Genomic DNA, 17,296 nt, shown 5'->3' with positions numbered 1-17,296 from the left:
CAGTTCAGTGCGGGTACGGCACCGGCAGATGGCTGGGCCACGGAATGTGGGTGTCGTTGATCGCCGTCTCATTATAGTTCGGACTTTTCGAGTTTCCGATCTGCGCGTGGTAGAGCTTGCCTGCCTCGTCCTGGAATTGGCGCCCGATCTGGATGCGGTAGATGGGGCCGCTGCTGGCGTTAGGGCCGGCGTGTGGGCCGAGGTCGGGCCCGTGGACGCGCATACGCACCGTCTTACCCGTGACATCGTCCGTCCACTTCCACTTGATGCCGTGCTCGACACCACCTGGGATCGGCTTCCAAGGTTCCTGAACGGCGTCCTTCGGGATGATGCTCAGTGGGTTTGTATCCCCACTGAGGTCCCAGCCTCCACCCGGGATCCGGGGCGGGCAGGGACCGAGCCCGAGCGGGTCACTCCACGTGTGTGGGTTGTGGACGTACGTGACCGGGTTGTCGGCCGGGGTCAGGCCCAAGGGGTCCGGGGCGAGGTAGCGGGCCAACTCTGGGTCGTAGTAGCGGAAGAAGTTGTAGTGGAGTTCCGATTCACGGTCGAAGTACTGGCCCGGGAAGCGGAGCGGGGTGTACGCCGTGGCGTCGCGGGTCCAGGTGGTGGTGCCCCAGAGGGTGGTACGCGCGCGCCAGGCCAAGGCGCCCGATTCGTCAACGAGTTCCGTCGGGGTGCCGATCAGGTCCGTGACGATGGCGAAGAAGCGGTCGTCGGTGGAGCCGCGGCGGCGTTCCGTCTGGGTCAGGGGGCGCAAGCCTGCGTAGTCCCAGGTGAGGGTCGTGTCCTCTGTCGTCTGCTCGCAGAGGGTCGCGCCGTCCCAGGTGAAGTGGAGTGTCTCCAAGGGCGATTGTTTGGATATTCGGCGGCCCAGAGGGTCGTATGCGTACCGCCAGACCGTGCCGTCCGGCGTCGCCACCGACGTCAGGCGGTCCTCGGCGTCCCACGCGTAGCGCCAGGTTTCCGGCTTTCGCGAGAGGCGGGTCTTCTGGCGCAGGACGGTACGGCCCTGGGCGTCGTGCTCATAGCGGACGGAGCCCGCGCGCGTGATGCCCGTGCCCGTGTACGTGCGGGGGCCGGTCGACTCGTGTGAGGGGTGGGTAGGTGGCCAGGAAGCCTCCGCCTGGTTGCCGGCCTCGTCGTACGCGTACCGCTCCGTCCAACCGGCCGCGTGTACGGCCGTCACGCGGCCTGCCGCGTCTAGGTCGAAGCGGCGGGCGCCTGAGAGCGCGTCGACCATGCCGACGAGGTTGCCGTCGGGACGGTAGGCGTACGCGCGGTGCTGGAGACGACGGCCACCACCCGCGGTGATCTCTTGGGCCGTGAGGCGACCCATCACGTCGAACGAAGAGGCCAGAGACACGAAGCCACCCACCATACGGGATGTTTCGCGGCCGAGCGCGTCGTGCGTGAAGGTGAGTGTCCGGCCGGAGGCGGTCAGTGAGGCCCGGCGGCCCGCCGCGTCGTACGACCAGCTGCTCGCCGCCCCACCCGGGGTCGTCCGGCCCGTTCGCCTGCCCAGTGCGTCGTGGGTGAAGGAGAGCGTACGGCCGTTCACCGTATCGGACTTGAGGCGGCCGAAGCGGTCCCGTAGCCGTAGCAGCGTCGCGTCCGGGCCGGTGGCCGCCGCCAGCTCGTCGAAGATGTCGTATTCAAACACCGTGACCGCGCCCGCCGCGTCCTTGCGAACGACCTGGCCGAGTGCGTTGTGCTCGTACGTGACGGTCTGGGCCAGCGCGTTCGTACGGGACGTCAGGCGCCCGGCCGCGTCGTACATGTAGGTCAGCGTCCGGTCGTCGAAGTCAGTCTCTGCGACCAGGTGGCCTGCCGGGTCGTACGTGTACGTCCACGCCAGCGCCTGCGGGTTGGTCACCTTCGTCAGGCAGAGATTCGTGTCGTGGATGAACTCGTACCGCACGCCGTCCGGGCCCGTGCGGGCCGTCAGCAGGTCAAAAACCGTGTACTCGAAGCGGGTCGTTCCGCCCATGGCGTCCGTGTGAGAAAGGCAGTTGCCTTCGCCGTCGTACATCCACACCTGCGTGCTGCCATCGGGCTCGATACGGCGGGCGAGCTTGCCTTCGACTGTCCACTCCAGCCGCGTGACGGCGCCCAACGGATCGGTGATGGAAACGGGTCGGCCGAATGCGTCGCGCTCGTACCGTGTGACCGCCCCCAGCGGATCGGTGATGCCGAGGGGGAGTTCGGCCTTGTCGGAGGCGACCGTCGAGGTGTGCCCGAGTGGATCTGTGACGGAGGTGAGCGTGCCGGTGTCGTCGTAGGTGAACGCGGTGGTCGCGCCAGATGATTCCGTTACCGACGTGCGGTTGCCGTGCTCGTCGAAGGTCTGGCGCGTGACATTGCCGTCTGTGCCAATGATGCGTATCGGGAGCCCGAGTTCGTTGTACTCGGTTCGCGTCTGCCGTCCGTCCGGGCGCTCCACCACCGTCAGGCGACCGTGCTCGTCATAGGTGGAGCGGATAACGTGGCCCAGCGGGTCCGTGACGGACAGCAGCCGGTGGAATCGGTCGTACTCGAAGCGGGTGACCGCTCCCAGGGCGTCGATCTCGGCGACGACCTGGGAGCGGTCGTTGATCACATACCGCTTGGTGTGGCCGAGGCCGTCGGTCATGGACGTCATGCGCAGGCCGGTGTCGGGGTCGGTGTCGTCCCAGGTGAAGTGGGCTTCGAGGTGACCATTCGTACCCGACTGGTACACGCAGCGGTCGTGTTCGTCGTAGACGTACTCGTACCGGCTGCCGTTGGTGTCCGTCCAGGAGGTGATGCGGCCCAGTTCGTCGTAGCCGAACCGCAGGGGGCGGCCACAGGAGTTGGTGACCTCGGTGAGATGGCCATTGGTATAGCCGTAGCGGAGGATCTCCTGGTCGGTGCCGTCGGGGGCGGCGCCTGCCAGGTGCAGGGCGGTGACCCTGCCGTCGTTCGTGGTGAGCTTCAGGTGGTAGCCGCCGTGGTGCACGATCGATGTCGGGGCACCTGTCTCGTCGTACTCGAAGGTGATCCATCGGTCGTTGCGGTCGTCGATCTGGACCAGGAGCGCCAGCTCCCCGCCCGCATGGTCGACGAAGTGCCGGACCCGGCCGGTTTCCGGGTCGGTGACGGTGTAGCCGTCGTCCACCCGGTCAAGGGGCCAGCGCCGACCATGTGTGGGCATGACGGGAACGCCGGGTGTGGGATGCGGATAGGCGAGCAGGCTGCCTTCGGCGCAGCTGAACACCACGCCTTCCGCGTCGATCTCCAGGCGCTGGTCGACTGTGCTCGACCATCCGGTGCCGAACCAGTGGCCGGCCCGGTAGGAGGAGTCGAAGACGCGCTCGAAGACAAGAGGCAGCGATCCCGGAAGCGTGATGTCCGTCTGCGGGAGCAGCATGCGCCCGGTCGCGACGTCGACGGGGTCTCCGGCGCACTTGACCTTGCTGCACTCCTGGGAGTTGGGGTCGGGGTTCCTTTCGTGTTCGTGTCGGTTCTTACCCTTGGGGCGTTTGAGGAGGTCCTTCATTCCGGCCCGTAGGCCGCCCTTGATCAGGCCGCCGCCCTTGGTGCCGATGAGTTCGGGGACGAGTCGGCCGATGAATTCGGAGGGGTCGCCCTTGGCGGCGTCCCACGCGTTCTTGAGCGCGCGGTCGGGGTTGGCGGCGGTGGAGACGAGGCCGGCGAGCGTCATGTGGACGCCCTTGAGGTACTCGGCCGGGTGCGTCAGGTTGTAGGGGTCGGTCGGATTGACCGACCTCACAAAGTTGACCAGTCCTGCGGTGCCCTTGATGACTCCGCCGCCGAAGTGGGCCAGCTCGATGCCCTGGCCGACCTCGTAGTCGATGAACTCCTGCTTGGCACGGTCCAGGCCGGTGGGTTCCTTCGGGGCGTGTGCCATCGCCGCGGTGACCGCGCCCTTGGCCACTTCGGCGGCCTCGTTGCGCGCCCGCCGCGCGTCCTCCAGGACCTCCTGAGCATGCTGCCGTTTGGCCACGCTCGGATCGGAAAACGTTCCGGGATGCGGGAGGGGGTGATCGGTGTTGCGTACCGCGTTGTACGCTGCCGCCTTCTCCCGGAAAGCGGCAGCGGCCCTCTCGTAGTCCTGCTTGCCCTCCTTGTGGAGAGCGATCGCCTCGCGGGCTTTGGCCTGCGCGCCGATGACCGCCCCGGCATACGTCTCCAGCGCCTTGGCTGCGTCCTCGAACGCATCCGCCGCACGCAGCCAGTCCGTGGGCAGGGTCTCGAACTTCGCCCGGAAGGCGTCGGCGGCCTCACCCTTCCAGTGGCCGGAGTCGAGCTTCTTCATCCCGCCACCGACGAGATCGAAAGCCTTCTGGAAGTCCCGAAGGTTCTTCACCGCCGCGCTGATCTTCTCCGGCCTGCCGTGGATCAGCTCGTTCGCTTCCTCGGTCTGCCCGAGCTGTTTCTCCCCGACCTCCGCCCCGAGCGACGACGCGGTCTCATCACCCCAGTCCTCGACCGCATCCGCCCACTCATCCGCGCCGACCTTCTCCAACCCGGAGCCGACGAAATCGGTGCCCTTGTCGATCCCCTCGCCGACAATCTCCTTGCCCTTGTCGACCAGCTCGCCCGCACCGTCGTACAGATCCCCGCCGAGCTTCCCCCAGTCCACCATCAGCGACTCTCCCCCCACCGCGGCTGCTCAGCCTGACGAATCGTCTCCTCCGACGGATCAAACTGCTCCTTCAGCTGCTCATCCGCCGCTTCCCGCACCGCCGGGTCCACCAGCCCGGATCGTTCCATCGCGTCGAGTCGGGCGTCCTCCACGTCGTAGGCGGTGTCCTTCCAGGTCTGCTGCACCTCTTCACCCGCCTTCAGCATCGACTCCTCGCTCCAGTCCGGGTTGTCGTACATGGTCTGGCTGCTGATCGTGTCCCAGCTCATGCCCTTCACCTCGTCCTCGGACAGGTGCGGGTTCCCGTTCAGGGAGTTCACGCCGATCTTGAACGAGTCCTTGACGTACCGTTCCTGCTCCGCAAAGGAACCAGCCGACAACCCGACCCCCAGGGCGAAGTTGTTGCCCTTCTGCGTCAGAGCCCGCACACCCCACTCCCACCGGTTGCAGAACGTCTCGAACTGTGACGTCAGCCCGCCGTGCCCCAACTCCAGCCCCGACAACGCAAGATCCGAAAACCCCCGCCCCATCGACGCCTGCCCGATCATGCCGAGATCCTTCAACTCAGCATGCGCCAGATCGATCCCCTTCGCGATCGCCGCCAACGCCTCCGGCGGCACCTGAAGATCAGCACTCTCCCCACTCATTGCATCCCCCCGAGATCCACCGCAACCGCGTCAGGCACGATCCCCGCCACCGGCGGAAACAACATCCCGCCGTCCTCACTGCCCGCATCCAGCGCCACCCCCGCCGGCCCCGGCAGCAACGGCACCATCACATCCAACAACCGCGCACCCAACACCGCCTGATACGTCCACTCCCGCCCGGCATCCCCCCGAGCCCGCGCAAACCGAGCCAACGCCTCCTCATCCGAGAACGCACAGATCCAACGCACCCCGTTCTGCTCCGCCGACCACAAATCCCCGAACTCATCCAGCGGCACCAACACCGCCGTACGCCGGAACTCACCCAGCAACACAGCAAACTCACGCCGAGCCGCCGCCGCAGGATCAACCTCCGGCGTCACGGCAGGGACAGGTTTCGGTGCCTCACGTGGTGCCGGAGGCACCTCGGGAACAGGCCATTCGGCCAAGTCAGCAATCTTCGAACGCCGAACAGGCGGCTCCGCTATGTCATCCCCGTTATCGAACACGCGTCGAATGCTGTCACGGCACGCTTCCCAGAAGCAACGAACAAAAACAGTCAGCCAGTCACGGACCGGACCCGGATCCGGTCCAGCTCCACACCCACACAGATGGGCAGCCACAGCGACGGCGACGGCGACGGCGACAACTGCCTCGAAACCGCGGACGGTCAGCCCGGCATCGTCCCCGTCCGCGACTCCAAGCGCCCCGAAGGACCAGCACTCGTCATCACCGCGTCCGCCTGGACACCGTTCGTCGAGGCCGTCAAGTCGTCCTGACCGCAGCGCGGCTTTTTCGCTTCCGTGCGCGGCATCACGCCCGTCCGATCCCGCCCCGTCTTCGAGCCCCGATCGGACGCGTCGCGAGCGTCCGGTCCCGGCCTTCGCCCATCCGCTCCCGGGCCTTCCCTGCCCGAGTGCGAACCTTGCGTGTCATAGCCCAGACGCGAGGATCGTCAGACGAAGCAGAGCGGCGAAGGCCAGTCCGGCGGGGAACGCGTACCACCAGCTACGCAGCCACTCGGCCTTCACGAACGCCCACGAGAGCAGTGCCGTCACGACGGAAAAGGCCACCCCGATGCCGGCCGCGAATCGCACGTTGGCGACAGCCTGGCGGTCCCAGGGGCCATCTGGCTCGACCATGTAGGCGGTAAGCACGACGTAGCCCGTCACCACATGCCCGAGAACGAGAACGATGGCGCATACAGCGGTACCGACCCGGGTCGACGCCCGCGGCGGGCCAGTCCCGGGCACGTCGGTCATCGGGCCCGTGCTCCCGCTCACCCCAGCACCTCCTTCGTTTGCTCCAGCCTCCGATCGAAGCCCCGACCATACGCCTGGGCGGCCTCGCTCTCGCAGTAAGGGCCGCCGCTGTAGCGAGCGGCGACTTCCTGCGCTGTGGCAGCGCGAACGCGACCAACAACCCGTGCAGACAGGGTAGTTGGTTCGTCATTCGAATGCCCGGTCACAAATACACATCATTCAAGCTCGCCGAGCACTTGGACGCCGCCGGCATCGCGGCAAGCATCGAAAGCGTCAGTTACGCATACGCAACGCCCTGATGGAGTCCACGATCGACCTGTTCAAAACCGAGTCGATCAAGCCGCAACGGCCCTGGAAGACGCTCTCGCAGGTCGAGTTGACCACCGCCGAGTGGGTCGACTGGTACAACCACCGAAGACTCCACAGCGCAATGGGCCACATCCCACCCGTCGAATACGAAGCCAACTACTACACCGAACTCACGAAACCCCAGGTCATCACCACAAGCTGAGATTTCCACGGCCCCCGGGGCGGTTCACAGTCACGTTCGCCGGGTCTTCCGCGCAGTTGACGGCCGGGCGTCACCGTGGCGCCGCTCGCGGTGACGCGCCACGGCATCGTTGTTGGCGCAGCGCACCGAGCAGTAGGCGCGTCGGCCGTTGCGGGAGGTGTCGACGAATGCCAGGCCGCAGTCGCGGCGTGCGCAGCGTCCCAGCCGTTCGGCTCCAGCAGAACAGACGACGTAAGCGAGTCCGGTCGCGGTGATGGCGCGGATGTGGGCGGCTGCGTCGGCACCGGTGGCGCTGTAGTGCAGGTGGGGCCGGCCGTCGTGCAGGGAGATGCGGGGACTGCTGGAGGCATCGGCGAGGAGTGTGTTGACTGCCTGGCACCGCTCTTCGAGGTCCTGCGGCCCAAAGCACGCGGCCAGGCGTCGGCTCCATGTCCAAATCGTCTCGGCCTGCGCGGCGGTGAGCGTGCGGTGCACCACGCCGTGCGTGGCGAGCAATGGTTCCAGATGCTCGGGTCGTGGTGGCGCGGTCAGGTTGACCAGGTCGGCGGCCAGCCGGGCGGCCTCCCCGCCGTAATGGTTGAAATGCATAAGGGTATTACATCACCGAGTGGGGTCCGAGCTGTACTGGCGCGCGGCGGCAGGCCGGGTGGCCAGCGCGGTCATCACGGCAAAGCCTGGCGGCGCTGACTACGGAGAGGAACCGGAGGAGCACGACGGTGAAGATCCCCGATCGCCGTGGCAGGGCGCCGCGACGGCACCGGCGTTGATGCCGGCCCAGATCATCAGCCTTCAAGCGGGTTCGGCCGTGGCCAAGGAGGCGTACGCGAACGTCGGTCCCACGGCGCTGGCCGGTGCGGCTGTTCCTCTCGGCCGCGATCCTGTGGTTACTGGTCCGGCCGCGGCTGCGGGGGATCACGGCTGCGCAGTGGCGGGCGGTGATCTCGCTCGGCCTGGTCAGCTGTGTGCCATGGCACTGGTAGTCCTGGCCGGCGCCTGGTCGGTGCGCCGCGTTGCTCGGCCTGCCGGACCTGCCGATCGCCCCGGCACTCGTCCCGCCTGAGCCGCCGACCGGTGTAATGGTTGAAGTGTCTTAGACAGTGACGTCATGTTGGTGGCATGACTCCCACATCCCCGGTCACGCCGTCGGACGACCACTGCCCCGTCTGCCACGAGCCGACTCCGACGGAAACGCAATGGTGGACGCTACGGTCCCACCACCGCACATCTGAAGGTGAGGTCGAATACTGCGTCGGCGGCTGCGGCTGCCTCGTCATCCTGGTCAACAGCGAGATGATCAAGAGTCTGCCTGTCGGTCGGTAGTCCGGCAGCACCGGGCCGTCCACGGATCGGCCAACTCCGCCGAGACCGGCGCGCCGTGTCATTCCGTGACGGTCGGGACATCGCGCGTGCGGCGGCAACGGGCACGGCAGGCACGCTGACTTCCAGAGCCGGTCAGCCTCGCAGGTCAGACAGGTCCTCGTCACTGAGACTGAGATGGTTCGCCGCGAGGTTCTCCTCCAGGTGATCGAGCGAACCGGTGCCCGGAATCGCCAGCACCGACGGCGAGGTCGCCAGCAGCGAGGCGAGCTGCACCTGCATGGCGGTCGCGCCCAGGCGAGCTGCGACCTTGCCAAGCCGTTCGGCGTCCAGCGGGCTGACGCCACCGCCGAGCGGGAAGTACGGCACGTACGCGGTGCCCCATTCCTCGCATTCCGCCAGCAGCCCCATGTCACCGGTGTACCGGTTCTGCACCGCCGCGACAGGCGCACCGACTCCCGCTTCCAGGCCGGGCTGCGTGCGGGCGAGCTGGGATTCCCCCGCTGAGACCGCAGTAACCGCATCCCTTCAGCAGTCTGCATACCCGAGCGCCCCGGGCCACGCAACCAACCGTCGCGTCAACCCCCGAAGGGCTTCCGGAGTCGACCACTAAGCGAGTTGATCTCTGTTTGGCGACGGTGCGGATGTCGTTGCAGAGCGGGTGCATAGGATCGCCGGCATGGCACTGCGACCGGTTAACGTGAACATAAAGGCCCTTGATGACTCGGCGGTCGGCCGGTTCTGGGCGGAGGCGCTCGGCTGGGGTGTTTCCACGAGGGACCCGGCGTGACCAACGTGGAGCCGGGCGCCGGCTTCGTTTGGCCGGACCCGGTCGCCGTCTGCGTCGACGTCGTTACCGTCCCGGAACCCAAGACAACAACAAAGAACCGTGTGCACCTCGATCTCGCCACCACCTCTGCGGCCCATCAGGCGGAGTTGGTCGCGCGCCTCCAGGCTCTCGGTGCGACGCCCGCCGACGTGGGCCAGGGCGACGTGCCGTGGACGGTCCTCGCCGACCCGAACACGCCGGACTAGCAACTCTACGGCATAGCCCCTGATCAGGGCATGAAAAGGCCCCGCCCACCTGCGGGGGAACAGGCGAGCGAGGCCGGTCTCAGTGCCAGCGGAAGCGGTCTACATCCTCGGCACCGAGAACGCAGTCGGGGCACGGTAGGCGTTCCCTGCCCTTACAGCGTGCGCACCCGCCGAACCCCCAGCAACCGTCACACCACACGGTCCGGTGTCCGGCGCAGCGCCCGCACAGCTTCCCTGTCTCACTGCTCATGCGGGTGTCGGCGGATCATCACGTTGGCATCCGTGACCGTGGTCAAGTCACCTGTTCTGCGGGCGAGTTGGCGCACGTTGGCCAGCGCATCGCAACCGGCACATCCGGGCACCGGGGCGGGGTCGTCGGGCCCCTCGGGGAGCGGAACCCAGAACGGCTCATCGGGATAAGTGCGCGGTTCGCTCATGCTGCCGCCACCTCCGCAGCGTCGATGCGCCGGTTCCTGCGCAAGATCGCCTCGCGTTCCGCTGGTGCGGCTTGCTCCCACCGGAGCACGTAGGGCCGGATTAGGGCGATCTCCTCGCCTTCCACCGGGGCCGGTACGTCCTCGGGAGAGACGACAGTCACGCGGCGACGCGGGGCCGGAACGGGGGCGGGAACCGGGGTCGCGCGCCGCCTTCCACGGGCGGGGAACAACAGCGCGAAAAGCCAACAGATAAAGTGCCGCATAGCCGAACCTCCGATGTTCGGTCAGGCCCCGAGGAGTAGCCCTAGCCCGGCTCCCTCGGGGTCGCTTATTGGGGCACTAGCTGACTAGTGGACCAATGCGATAGCGCACGCGTGGAATAGCGCCGACGCTGATCACATGGAGCTAGACCGTTCGATTCCGTTCGCCTCGCAGGTTGCCGACGACCTACGCCGACGCCTTGACGCGGGCGAGTGGAAGGCGGGCGACAAGTTCCCCGGCACAGTGGCTATCGCGGCGGAGTACGACATCAGCCAGTCGACGGCCGTGCGCGCGGTCGGAGTGCTGGTGGCAGAGGGCAGGCTGCGTAAGGTGATCCCGCGCGGGTTTTTCGTCGTCTGACGCGTTATCAGCTCTACCTGACGTGGCGTCAGGCACACGAAAGGCCAAGATGCGACCGCCACCCATCGGGCATGTTCGAACAAATATGCGAACCCGTCTAGGGGTGCCCCTTGGGTGCAGAGTGTTGCGGAAAATAACGGGAGGTAAGTCGGCATGGCACGCACGTTGGGTGATACCGAGTACGCGCAAGGTTTCCGGTTCGAGTGGTTCGACCGACGGCCGGACAACGGGGCGCTCTGCGGGTGGTTCTTCCAAGACGCTCAAGAGGGCGAGCCCGACGAGACCCACCGGCTTTGGATCACCGAGATCCCGGCTCGGGACGGGGAGCCTCTGAACTATTTCGTCCAGCCGGGACCCGGGGAGAATCCCGGATGGCCCCTCCCTTCTCTGGACATGGCCACCGCGTACCTCACGGGCTGGTTCACCGGTCGGGGTGAATGGTGACCGAACAAGGGCCCGAGATCATCGGCCGTGAACTCCTGCGGGCGCAAACACAAGCCGAGCGCGACCGGGACCTGATGGGGAAGACCCGGCGCAAGGAGGTGGAGATCCGCTTGCAAACGCTCAGGTGGGCGCTCAACGCTCTGTTGACGGGCCAGACGAACCAATCTTCAGGAGTGGCCGTGGAGCGCTTTTTGGAGGCCCTCAAGGCCAGCGCTGGGGCCAGTACCTAGGACTGGTTACGCCTTCCGCAATTCTTCGGCCGTCCCTCTCCCGCTGCACTGGACGGGGCCGGAACCCGAGGAAGCGGCGGCGACTGCCGAACGGGTGCTCACGCTGTCGGCCGACGTTGCCAGCGAGCGGACAGCGGAACGGGTGCGGGTGGTCCTGGCCCGCCTCGCTGAGTACGCCGACGTACCCGAGGTGAGGGCCGTTCTCGACTCTGCGGCCTAAGAATCGCAGGGGCGGAAAACCCTTGGCATCACTGGGCTGACCCGCCCCATGACCCCCACTCCGGCCAGATACCCCACCTTTCTTTCGAAGGTGCCCTAGACAAGCAAATGGCCCCCGACAGCGAAGGGCCATCGGGGGGCTAACGCCTCCCAACGATGGGAGGTATTCAGCTATGGATGCAGGACTAGCCGCCGTGTGCGGCGCGTTGGCGGGCTCGCTTGCCACAATTGGTGCCGCCTTAGCTTCTGCGCGGGCGCAAAGGGAAGGTGCTGAAATTGTTGCACGCGCAGAGCATCGGAAGTCCCGGCGTGAGCCGCGAGAGGCGACGTACAAGGAGTATGCCGCCGCTGTCGCTGTCCTAATTGACTGGGAATACTATGACGACGAGCCTAATCAGGACGACGAGCTACACCCGATAACGCTCGAAATCAGGAAGGCATGGACAGAAGTTCTCTTCGCTGGACCGAAGAGAGTAACAGGCGCTGCGGACCGCCTAATGGACGCATGCGTAGCCTTTCGGGTAGTGGTGCGGGAGAGAGCTGAAAATGACTTCACCAGCCCTAGGTCATCGGTGGTCGACGCGCGCCGGGATATCCATGCCTGTCTTTCCCTGTTTGTGGAAGCAGCCCAAATCGCGCTGGACGATGATGGGTCGCGGCGCCGGTTCAGGGGTTAATGCGAAGGTGTCTTAGGCGCAGAAAGCCCCCGACAGCGGAAAGCGGGGCTGTAGCACCTAGGGACGTTCCTAGGTGGTCGGTCTACCAGTCGGCCCACATGTGCCGGTGACGCTCCGCGAATTCGCGGGCCTCGACCTCTAGGGCAGCGTCGGAGAAAGGCGCGGTATGGTCATGGCGGCCTACCCGCTCGAATGCGACCGGGTCGTTGCCGAATAGGCCGTACATCACGCCGAGACGGCCGTATTGCAGATCCTCGGCGGTGGGGCCGGAATCGACCGGCTCACGCTTACGCCGCGCGACCACCACGCACCCCCCATCGCTGGCGATTCATGGCACGGGCAGCAGCGGACAGCGAACCCTTACCGGCGCCCATATCCGCATCCTGTAGGCCGAGGGCGCGCACGATAGCGAGGAACGACGTTTCGGCGGCGCGCAGTTCCTTAAGCGAAGGGTTCGGATATAGGCCGCCTCGGACACCGCGCACGATGATGCCGCGATCCTTCACGTCCCGCTCTAGTCCCTCGATCTGATCCAGCACAGCGCACGCCCGTTCCAGGGTGATCATTTCGTGTGCCTCTAGGTCGAACTCCTCGACCACCGCGCGGCGGAACTCGGTACTCAGCTTTGGCTTACTCATAGTGAAACTCCAGGGGTATTCGGTATTCGCGCTGGTCGCACAGCGTTAACTGATCTGGGCTGTCCGGACGGAGATCGGCGAGAGCTATACGCTTGCGATCCGGAAAGGGGCTGTTTAGGGGTCACCCCCCACCCTTTTGGTCACTCTGCGCAAGCTCAGCCACCGTCACATTCCGTGAAATTCGATGCGAACTCAGAGAATCACAGCGTTCACAGCGAGGATCACCAAGGGTCTGGCGTGGCCTCCCGCTGCACCCTGGGTATCTCAGTTTGTGGGCGGGGGATCATTGCTCGCGCTGCCGCCGATTCAGCTTGAGTCTTTCGCGTGTGATGCCAGCGGCACAGCAATTGCAGATTGTCTAGGGCGTGGTTATCGCCCCGGACTATGTGGTCAACGTCCGTGCCCGATTCCCCGCAGCGCTGTCCGGTGTCGAGTAGGACGGCCTGACAGCGACCCCCCGCCCGTCGGATAACGCGCTGCCGCAGCTTGGCCCAGTTGGCTGGAAGGCGGGAACGCCGGTCGCTGGTTTCCCATGGCATAGGGGGTACCTCCTTTCGTCAGCGAGCGGGGCCGGTGGCTATCGCCGGGCCGACCCCATAAATCCGTTGCCTAGTGGCTGTAGCTGCCATAAGGGCTGGCGTGCGTCATCGTCATTCGGGACGCCGCTAGCGCTTCCTGCCATTCCTCGTAACGCTTCTCCGCAAGCTCGGGGAGGGCAGCGGCAATAGTGCCCAGGTCCTCGGTTAGCAGGGTGCCGCCCTGGATGGGGTCGTCATTCAGCACGTATCGGCGAACATCGCTCATTGCCTCGCTGAGCTTTGGGGCGTCCCAACTCTCATTCCCCTGCCCGGTGAAAAGCCCTCCGTGCTCCAGCGGGGAACCGTTGTACTCGATTTCAGCGAGCGTATCGCCTAGCAGGTCGTCTAGCGTGAACTGACCAAGCAGCCGATACAGCTCGGCCAGCGCGGGAATCTGCGCGTCAAGCTCCTTGAATGCCGCCAACACAGCCTCACGCCGCTTGAGAAATTCCCCGGACACGGTCGCTCGATACTCGGCGACAAAATTACGGTCATCAAACAGCGCGTCATACGCCTTACGTGCTGCCACCAGTCGGGGCAGATTGTCGCGGAAAGCGCGCAGGGTGCCGTCAACGGCTAGCTTGGCGTCCTGCACCTTAGAGCCCATACCGGCCGGAACGGACTTGCCGGAATCAGCAGCGCGGGCATAAGCGGCGACGGCCTCTAGCCGCGCATCCTCGGCGGCCTCGGACCGCTCGTAGAACAGCTCAGTAAGCCTCTCCATCTCACGGACAACGGCCTGTAGATCCTGCCAACGATCCTCGGCGGCCTTTGGCGCTAGGACTCCATGACGCTTGTTGTGCATCATGAATTCATGGGCAGAGGTAAGTAGATCCTCTGGGGTAGTTACGTCGTTCATTGCTTGCTTCCTCGGGTTTCTGGATCAAAGCCAGGGGGCGTGAATTCGGTTGAAAATGCGGGCGGCTATTTCCTCGCCCTCAGTGCGCTCCTTGAAGTCAGCGAGACTCTGACGCGCTGCGGTCAATGACTCGATGGGGTCGGAGTCGCTGCCAATGTCTAGGTACTGCGACTCTTCCGCCACCCATCGGTCATGCATCTCACTGCGTTTACGCCGCTCGGTGTCTTCCTTTTGCTGCGTTCGCCATTCCTCTAGCTCGCGCTGTTCGGCTTCCTTGCGGGCGGCGCGTTCCGCGTAAACATCCTGCATTGAATCGTTGTGACTAACAGCGGTGGCTGATTCGGCAATCTCGCGCCGTCGTCGCGCTGCATGGTTACGAGAGGCGGATTCGGCCGGGTCCTGCCCGGCCGCTGTGTCCCTACGGGAGGTCGAACCCCGCCCGCCAGTAGTCATGTCATGCACAGTCACGAGCGGTCGCCCATCGCGTGTGTGGTAAGTCATCAGATTCCCTCTCGCGCAAACAAAAGGGCCCCCTTACTCGCCGGATCTCTGCTCAGATCACAGCGGGCAAGGGGGCCCATCGGGGAGGAGTACGCCGACTATGCGCGCGTGACTACAACTCGCCGAAGAATTAAGGGGGATGCGGGAGCAGCCGCAGGAGGTCACCCCTTGACGTTAAGGGGTGCTGAGTGACCGGCCAGAGGAGAGACTGACCGGCCCTCGGCGCACCAAGGAAAAGAGAGGCAACCTAGTTGGAATCCGAAAAGCTCAAGCGTCCGCGCTCTGGTCACGTGTGGGGTTCGGCGGGTAAGCCGGGACCTCGCTTGTCATTTTCTTGAACGGCTATTGCCGCTCACTATCTACGAGGTGAGTTTGTTAAGCGAAATCACAAGAGGTTCGGCATAACGGATTCCCTTCCGGTATACGTTAACCAATCGTGACGGCCGGCTCGGGGCAGCGGGTGGGGAGGGCGTCGCAACGCAACAACACATCAAACAGTTGCCTTGGAGGCTTTCCAAATACCATTAGGTCTGTCTGAGTTACATGTCTTCAAATCTTGTGCACCGTCTGTTGTTCTGTTGCTTTACCCAGGTCAGAGGGGGTGCGGACGTGCAGCACATAGCGTGCACACGCAACACACCCCCTCCCCGCTGTCCTACTCGGCCCGGAACATCTCTGGGGAATCCGACCAATCCGTCTGCTCAGCGAGTCGAATTCCGGTAAACCCACGCTTGCCGCCGCTGTTGTACGTGCCTATGGTGCGGCACCGTTCCTTGAGTGCGTTGGTCAGAGAGCGCTTAGTGCGGAACGCGTCCATGCCCTCTTCCTCGGCCCACGCTGTGTACGCATTCCAAAGGTCAGCGCCGGTAACGCGTCCCTTGGGGTCCGCCACAAGGATGCCGGGGAAGAATCCGGCCAAGGTGTCGGACTCCTCCTTGTACGCCTCCACGGCCGCCTTCACGCTGTCCGGGTCATGCAACCCGTCGGCGTACCAATCGACGCTGCCACGGACTAGCCACGCGAGGATGCCCGGCATTTCGGCGCGTAGCGTGTCCTCTAGATTCACGTCCTTGTTTTCACCCTGGAATCGCTGGAGGAAAGGAATCAGCTTGACGCGCCGCCACGTGCCGTTGTCCTGCTCCTTAACGACCGGCTTGTAATTGCTCGCTAGCAGGATCAGTGCTTGCGGCTTGAACGCGTAAGGCTTCCGATATTTGGGGTTGACCGTGATCTCTTCCCCGCCGGTCGCATTCTTGATAGCGGCGCTGTCGAGAACGGCGGAACGGTTTGTCTCGCTGGCCAGTGCTAGGCGAGTGCCAACAAGCATTTCGGCGTCCGGCCCGCCGCGCGCCTTACCGCTGGTGGTGAACATGTCGAAAGGCGTGGCGTGCGCACCGAGTAGTTCCCGCAGCGTGGTTAGCAGCGTGGACTTTCCATTTGAGCCGGAACCGTAGAGGACGGCGAAACACTGCTCCTTTGTGCTGCCGGTGATCCCGTACCCCAACAGCCGCTGTACGTAGCCGGGCAATGCCGGGTCGTGGGCGAAGACTTCAGCGAGGAACTGTTCCCACCGAGGGGCCTTAGCGTCCGGGTCGTAAGGCACGCTGACAGCCTTTGTGATCCGCTGTTCCGGCGAACCCTCGGATAGCTCCCCGGTGCGTAGGTCGATGACCCCGTTAGGGGCCGCCAGTAGCCACGGGTCGGCATCCCAATCTCCGCTGTAACGCACATCGGATAGACCCTTAAGCATGTCCACGACGTTGTCTCGGCGCTGCTTGCTCCCGAGGTACTGAGAGCGGCGCTGGTCCTTTTCGTTCTTGCGTAGCTCGCGCAGCAGGGTTTGAACGGTGGACGTTACGTCGTCACCCTCGGCGTCTGCCTGCCAGTGGTGGGCATCCTCGGGGAAGAAATGCCAACCGCGTGCCCGGTTGAATGACAGTGAGCCGTTAAACCGGTTGCTCAGCGCATGGATGGCTAGGTCGTCGTCCGCCATGGTGCCGATTTCCTCGGCGCTGTCCCCGCCCTGCGTTGCCTGCTGTAGCGCAGCTAGTAGCGCCTCGGCATTGATGTTCGAGAGGTCCATTACAGCTCCACCCCCGCAGCGCGCAGAACGGCCGCGATTCCGTCGATCTCTTCTTTTAGGTTCTTCTTTACGCGACGCTCTCGCGCCGTCCACGGGTCCATGCGGTCGTGTTCAGCGAGCAGCCGCAGGTACCGCTTACGGGCAACCCAGAGTTGCGCGTAGACGCGCTCTAGGTCCCAATTCACGTCGTCGGCCGGGTCGCACAGTTCGTATCCGGGGTTTCCGTATGCGTCGCTGTCTTTAAGCCGTCCGCGCTGGATTGTCTGCGGTAGGCAATGCGGCGTGCGGTGGCCGAGGGAGGTTCCGTGCGTGTGCTCACAGCCGCAGAAAGGGCACGCGATTAGGCGACTCTGACCGGCTAGATTGCCATTCTCGTAGTAGACATCGACTAGGAACGCCTGTGTCTTGGGGGTGTATTTGTCAAGGTTCATGGGTTGGTCCTCTCGGGGTGAGCAGCCCTTAACGTCAAGGGGTGGTCAGCGGGTGGTGTCGCCGTACGTCTTGCGCTGGTAGTAGTCGCGATCTCGGCAACTGCGTGAGCACCACTTGGGGCGCGTGCCGGTGCCGCAGTAGGGCTTGAGCGGATTTCCGCACTTGCACTTGTCGTGCATGT

General features: G+C 65.0%; 19 protein-coding genes and 2 pseudogenes. 7 read left to right on the top strand and 14 right to left on the bottom strand.

Going from position 1 to position 17,296, the window contains the following annotated elements; all coding sequences use genetic code 11:
• Nucleotides 1–4 precede the first annotated feature (4 nt).
• The 3 genes from ACZ3IC_RS01170 to ACZ3IC_RS01160 are packed head-to-tail and all read right to left on the bottom strand — an operon-like array spanning nucleotide 5 to nucleotide 5,780.
• Nucleotides 5–4,627, bottom strand: a complete 4,623-nt coding sequence (locus ACZ3IC_RS01170; RefSeq protein ID WP_467411361.1) for a putative T7SS-secreted protein — start codon at nucleotides 4,625–4,627, stop codon at nucleotides 5–7.
• Nucleotides 4,627–5,274 carry a hypothetical protein gene (locus ACZ3IC_RS01165; protein WP_467411359.1) on the bottom strand — a complete coding sequence of 216 codons (648 nt, stop codon included), beginning with the start codon at nucleotides 5,272–5,274 and terminating at the stop codon, nucleotides 4,627–4,629. The genes ACZ3IC_RS01170 and ACZ3IC_RS01165 overlap by 1 nt, the downstream gene beginning before the upstream one ends.
• Nucleotides 5,271–5,780 carry an SseB family protein gene (locus ACZ3IC_RS01160; protein WP_467411358.1) on the bottom strand — a complete coding sequence of 170 codons (510 nt, stop codon included), beginning with the start codon at nucleotides 5,778–5,780 and terminating at the stop codon, nucleotides 5,271–5,273. Before ACZ3IC_RS01160 ends, ACZ3IC_RS01165 begins: the two co-directional genes overlap by 4 nt.
• A gap of 102 nt (nucleotides 5,781–5,882) precedes the next feature.
• On the opposite strand from ACZ3IC_RS01160, the gene ACZ3IC_RS01155 reads away from it, so the two are divergent.
• Entirely contained in the window at nucleotides 5,883–6,050 is a 168-nt protein-coding gene (locus ACZ3IC_RS01155) for a DUF397 domain-containing protein (protein ID WP_467411356.1), read from the top strand.
• A 153-nt stretch (nucleotides 6,051–6,203) separates the two neighbouring features.
• Here ACZ3IC_RS01155 and ACZ3IC_RS01150 read toward each other — a convergent pair whose 3' ends face one another.
• Nucleotides 6,204–6,554, bottom strand: a complete 351-nt coding sequence (locus ACZ3IC_RS01150) for a hypothetical protein (RefSeq protein ID WP_467411355.1) — start codon at nucleotides 6,552–6,554, stop codon at nucleotides 6,204–6,206.
• A 157-nt stretch (nucleotides 6,555–6,711) separates the two neighbouring features.
• On the opposite strand from ACZ3IC_RS01150, the gene ACZ3IC_RS01145 reads away from it, so the two are divergent.
• Complete coding sequence (locus ACZ3IC_RS01145; RefSeq protein ID WP_467411354.1) at nucleotides 6,712–7,044, top strand: integrase core domain-containing protein; 333 nt, start codon at nucleotides 6,712–6,714, stop codon at nucleotides 7,042–7,044.
• A gap of 30 nt (nucleotides 7,045–7,074) precedes the next feature.
• On the opposite strand, the gene ACZ3IC_RS01140 is transcribed toward ACZ3IC_RS01145, so the two are convergent.
• Nucleotides 7,075–7,632, bottom strand: a complete 558-nt coding sequence (locus ACZ3IC_RS01140) for a CGNR zinc finger domain-containing protein (RefSeq protein WP_467411352.1) — start codon at nucleotides 7,630–7,632, stop codon at nucleotides 7,075–7,077.
• An 864-nt stretch (nucleotides 7,633–8,496) separates the two neighbouring features.
• Nucleotides 8,497–8,826: pseudogene (locus ACZ3IC_RS01135) on the bottom strand (aldo/keto reductase); the annotation flags it as partial.
• A gap of 214 nt (nucleotides 8,827–9,040) precedes the next feature.
• On the opposite strand from ACZ3IC_RS01135, the pseudogene ACZ3IC_RS01130 reads away from it, so the two are divergent.
• Nucleotides 9,041–9,381, top strand: a pseudogene (locus tag ACZ3IC_RS01130) (VOC family protein); the annotation flags it as partial.
• 254 nt (nucleotides 9,382–9,635) lie between these two features.
• On the opposite strand, the gene ACZ3IC_RS01125 reads toward ACZ3IC_RS01130, so the two are convergent.
• The gene (locus tag ACZ3IC_RS01125) at nucleotides 9,636–9,833 is read right to left on the bottom strand and encodes a hypothetical protein (protein WP_467411350.1); all 198 of its coding nucleotides are present in this window, start codon (nucleotides 9,831–9,833) and stop codon (nucleotides 9,636–9,638) included.
• A gap of 399 nt (nucleotides 9,834–10,232) precedes the next feature.
• Between ACZ3IC_RS01125 and ACZ3IC_RS01120 the strand changes: the two genes are divergently transcribed.
• The 4 genes from ACZ3IC_RS01120 (at nucleotide 10,233) to ACZ3IC_RS01105 (ending at nucleotide 12,024) form a co-directional block, all read left to right on the top strand.
• A complete protein-coding gene (locus tag ACZ3IC_RS01120; protein WP_467411348.1) occupies nucleotides 10,233–10,454 on the top strand; it encodes a winged helix-turn-helix domain-containing protein in 222 nt (73 codons plus the stop codon).
• Between the two features lie 153 nt (nucleotides 10,455–10,607).
• Nucleotides 10,608–10,898: a hypothetical protein gene (locus tag ACZ3IC_RS01115; RefSeq protein ID WP_467411347.1), complete on the top strand. Its 291-nt coding sequence runs from the start codon at nucleotides 10,608–10,610 to the stop codon at nucleotides 10,896–10,898.
• Complete coding sequence (locus tag ACZ3IC_RS01110; RefSeq protein ID WP_467411345.1) at nucleotides 10,892–11,128, top strand: hypothetical protein; 237 nt, start codon at nucleotides 10,892–10,894, stop codon at nucleotides 11,126–11,128. The genes ACZ3IC_RS01115 and ACZ3IC_RS01110 overlap by 7 nt, the downstream gene beginning before the upstream one ends.
• Nucleotides 11,129–11,520: 392 nt before the next feature.
• Nucleotides 11,521–12,024 carry a hypothetical protein gene (locus ACZ3IC_RS01105; protein ID WP_467411344.1) on the top strand — a complete coding sequence of 168 codons (504 nt, stop codon included), beginning with the start codon at nucleotides 11,521–11,523 and terminating at the stop codon, nucleotides 12,022–12,024.
• A gap of 82 nt (nucleotides 12,025–12,106) precedes the next feature.
• Here ACZ3IC_RS01105 and ACZ3IC_RS01100 read toward each other — a convergent pair whose 3' ends face one another.
• The 7 genes from ACZ3IC_RS01100 to ACZ3IC_RS01070 all read right to left on the bottom strand — a co-directional run bounded on the left by ACZ3IC_RS01100 (nucleotide 12,107) and on the right by ACZ3IC_RS01070 (nucleotide 17,294).
• Nucleotides 12,107–12,331, bottom strand: coding sequence for a hypothetical protein (locus ACZ3IC_RS01100; RefSeq protein ID WP_467411341.1), 225 nt, complete (start codon nucleotides 12,329–12,331; stop codon nucleotides 12,107–12,109).
• On the bottom strand, nucleotides 12,312–12,662 hold the full coding sequence (locus ACZ3IC_RS01095) for a P27 family phage terminase small subunit (RefSeq protein ID WP_467411340.1): 351 nt from the start codon (nucleotides 12,660–12,662) through the stop codon (nucleotides 12,312–12,314). Before ACZ3IC_RS01095 ends, ACZ3IC_RS01100 begins: the two co-directional genes overlap by 20 nt.
• Nucleotides 12,663–13,271: 609 nt before the next feature.
• Nucleotides 13,272–14,099, bottom strand: coding sequence for a hypothetical protein (locus tag ACZ3IC_RS01090; RefSeq protein WP_467411339.1), 828 nt, complete (start codon nucleotides 14,097–14,099; stop codon nucleotides 13,272–13,274).
• A gap of 24 nt (nucleotides 14,100–14,123) precedes the next feature.
• Entirely contained in the window at nucleotides 14,124–14,408 is a 285-nt protein-coding gene (locus tag ACZ3IC_RS01085; protein ID WP_467411336.1) for a hypothetical protein, read from the bottom strand.
• Nucleotides 14,409–15,255: 847 nt separating this feature from the next.
• Nucleotides 15,256–16,683, bottom strand: a complete 1,428-nt coding sequence (locus tag ACZ3IC_RS01080) for a DNA primase family protein (RefSeq protein ID WP_467411335.1) — start codon at nucleotides 16,681–16,683, stop codon at nucleotides 15,256–15,258.
• Entirely contained in the window at nucleotides 16,683–17,114 is a 432-nt protein-coding gene (locus ACZ3IC_RS01075) for a hypothetical protein (protein WP_467411333.1), read from the bottom strand. Before ACZ3IC_RS01075 ends, ACZ3IC_RS01080 begins: the two co-directional genes overlap by 1 nt.
• A gap of 45 nt (nucleotides 17,115–17,159) precedes the next feature.
• Complete coding sequence (locus ACZ3IC_RS01070) at nucleotides 17,160–17,294, bottom strand: hypothetical protein (RefSeq protein WP_467411331.1); 135 nt, start codon at nucleotides 17,292–17,294, stop codon at nucleotides 17,160–17,162.
• Nucleotides 17,295–17,296: the final 2 nt, after the last annotated feature.

The sequence above is a fragment of the Streptomyces sp. NPDC002958 genome, assembly GCF_055563255.1.
The sequence above is the reverse complement of the archived record's forward strand: the minus strand, read 5'-3'. Positions and strand labels throughout refer to the sequence as shown.

Coding starts and splice junctions, on each gene's coding strand:
- ACZ3IC_RS01170 (WP_467411361.1), bottom strand. CDS start 4,627: ATGGTGGACTGGGGGAAGCTCGGCGGGGATCTGTACGACGGTGCGGGC.
- ACZ3IC_RS01165 (WP_467411359.1), bottom strand. CDS start 5,274: ATGAGTGGGGAGAGTGCTGATCTTCAGGTGCCGCCGGAGGCGTTGGCG.
- ACZ3IC_RS01155 (WP_467411356.1), top strand. CDS start 5,883: ATGGGCAGCCACAGCGACGGCGACGGCGACGGCGACAACTGCCTCGAA.
- ACZ3IC_RS01140 (WP_467411352.1), bottom strand. CDS start 7,632: ATGCATTTCAACCATTACGGCGGGGAGGCCGCCCGGCTGGCCGCCGAC.
- ACZ3IC_RS01125 (WP_467411350.1), bottom strand. CDS start 9,833: ATGAGCGAACCGCGCACTTATCCCGATGAGCCGTTCTGGGTTCCGCTC.
- ACZ3IC_RS01120 (WP_467411348.1), top strand. CDS start 10,233: ATGGAGCTAGACCGTTCGATTCCGTTCGCCTCGCAGGTTGCCGACGAC.
- ACZ3IC_RS01115 (WP_467411347.1), top strand. CDS start 10,608: ATGGCACGCACGTTGGGTGATACCGAGTACGCGCAAGGTTTCCGGTTC.
- ACZ3IC_RS01110 (WP_467411345.1), top strand. CDS start 10,892: ATGGTGACCGAACAAGGGCCCGAGATCATCGGCCGTGAACTCCTGCGG.
- ACZ3IC_RS01105 (WP_467411344.1), top strand. CDS start 11,521: ATGGATGCAGGACTAGCCGCCGTGTGCGGCGCGTTGGCGGGCTCGCTT.
- ACZ3IC_RS01095 (WP_467411340.1), bottom strand. CDS start 12,662: ATGAGTAAGCCAAAGCTGAGTACCGAGTTCCGCCGCGCGGTGGTCGAG.
- ACZ3IC_RS01090 (WP_467411339.1), bottom strand. CDS start 14,099: ATGAACGACGTAACTACCCCAGAGGATCTACTTACCTCTGCCCATGAA.
- ACZ3IC_RS01085 (WP_467411336.1), bottom strand. CDS start 14,408: ATGCAGGATGTTTACGCGGAACGCGCCGCCCGCAAGGAAGCCGAACAG.
- ACZ3IC_RS01080 (WP_467411335.1), bottom strand. CDS start 16,683: ATGGACCTCTCGAACATCAATGCCGAGGCGCTACTAGCTGCGCTACAG.
- ACZ3IC_RS01075 (WP_467411333.1), bottom strand. CDS start 17,114: ATGAACCTTGACAAATACACCCCCAAGACACAGGCGTTCCTAGTCGAT.
- ACZ3IC_RS01070 (WP_467411331.1), bottom strand. CDS start 17,294: ATGCACGACAAGTGCAAGTGCGGAAATCCGCTCAAGCCCTACTGCGGC.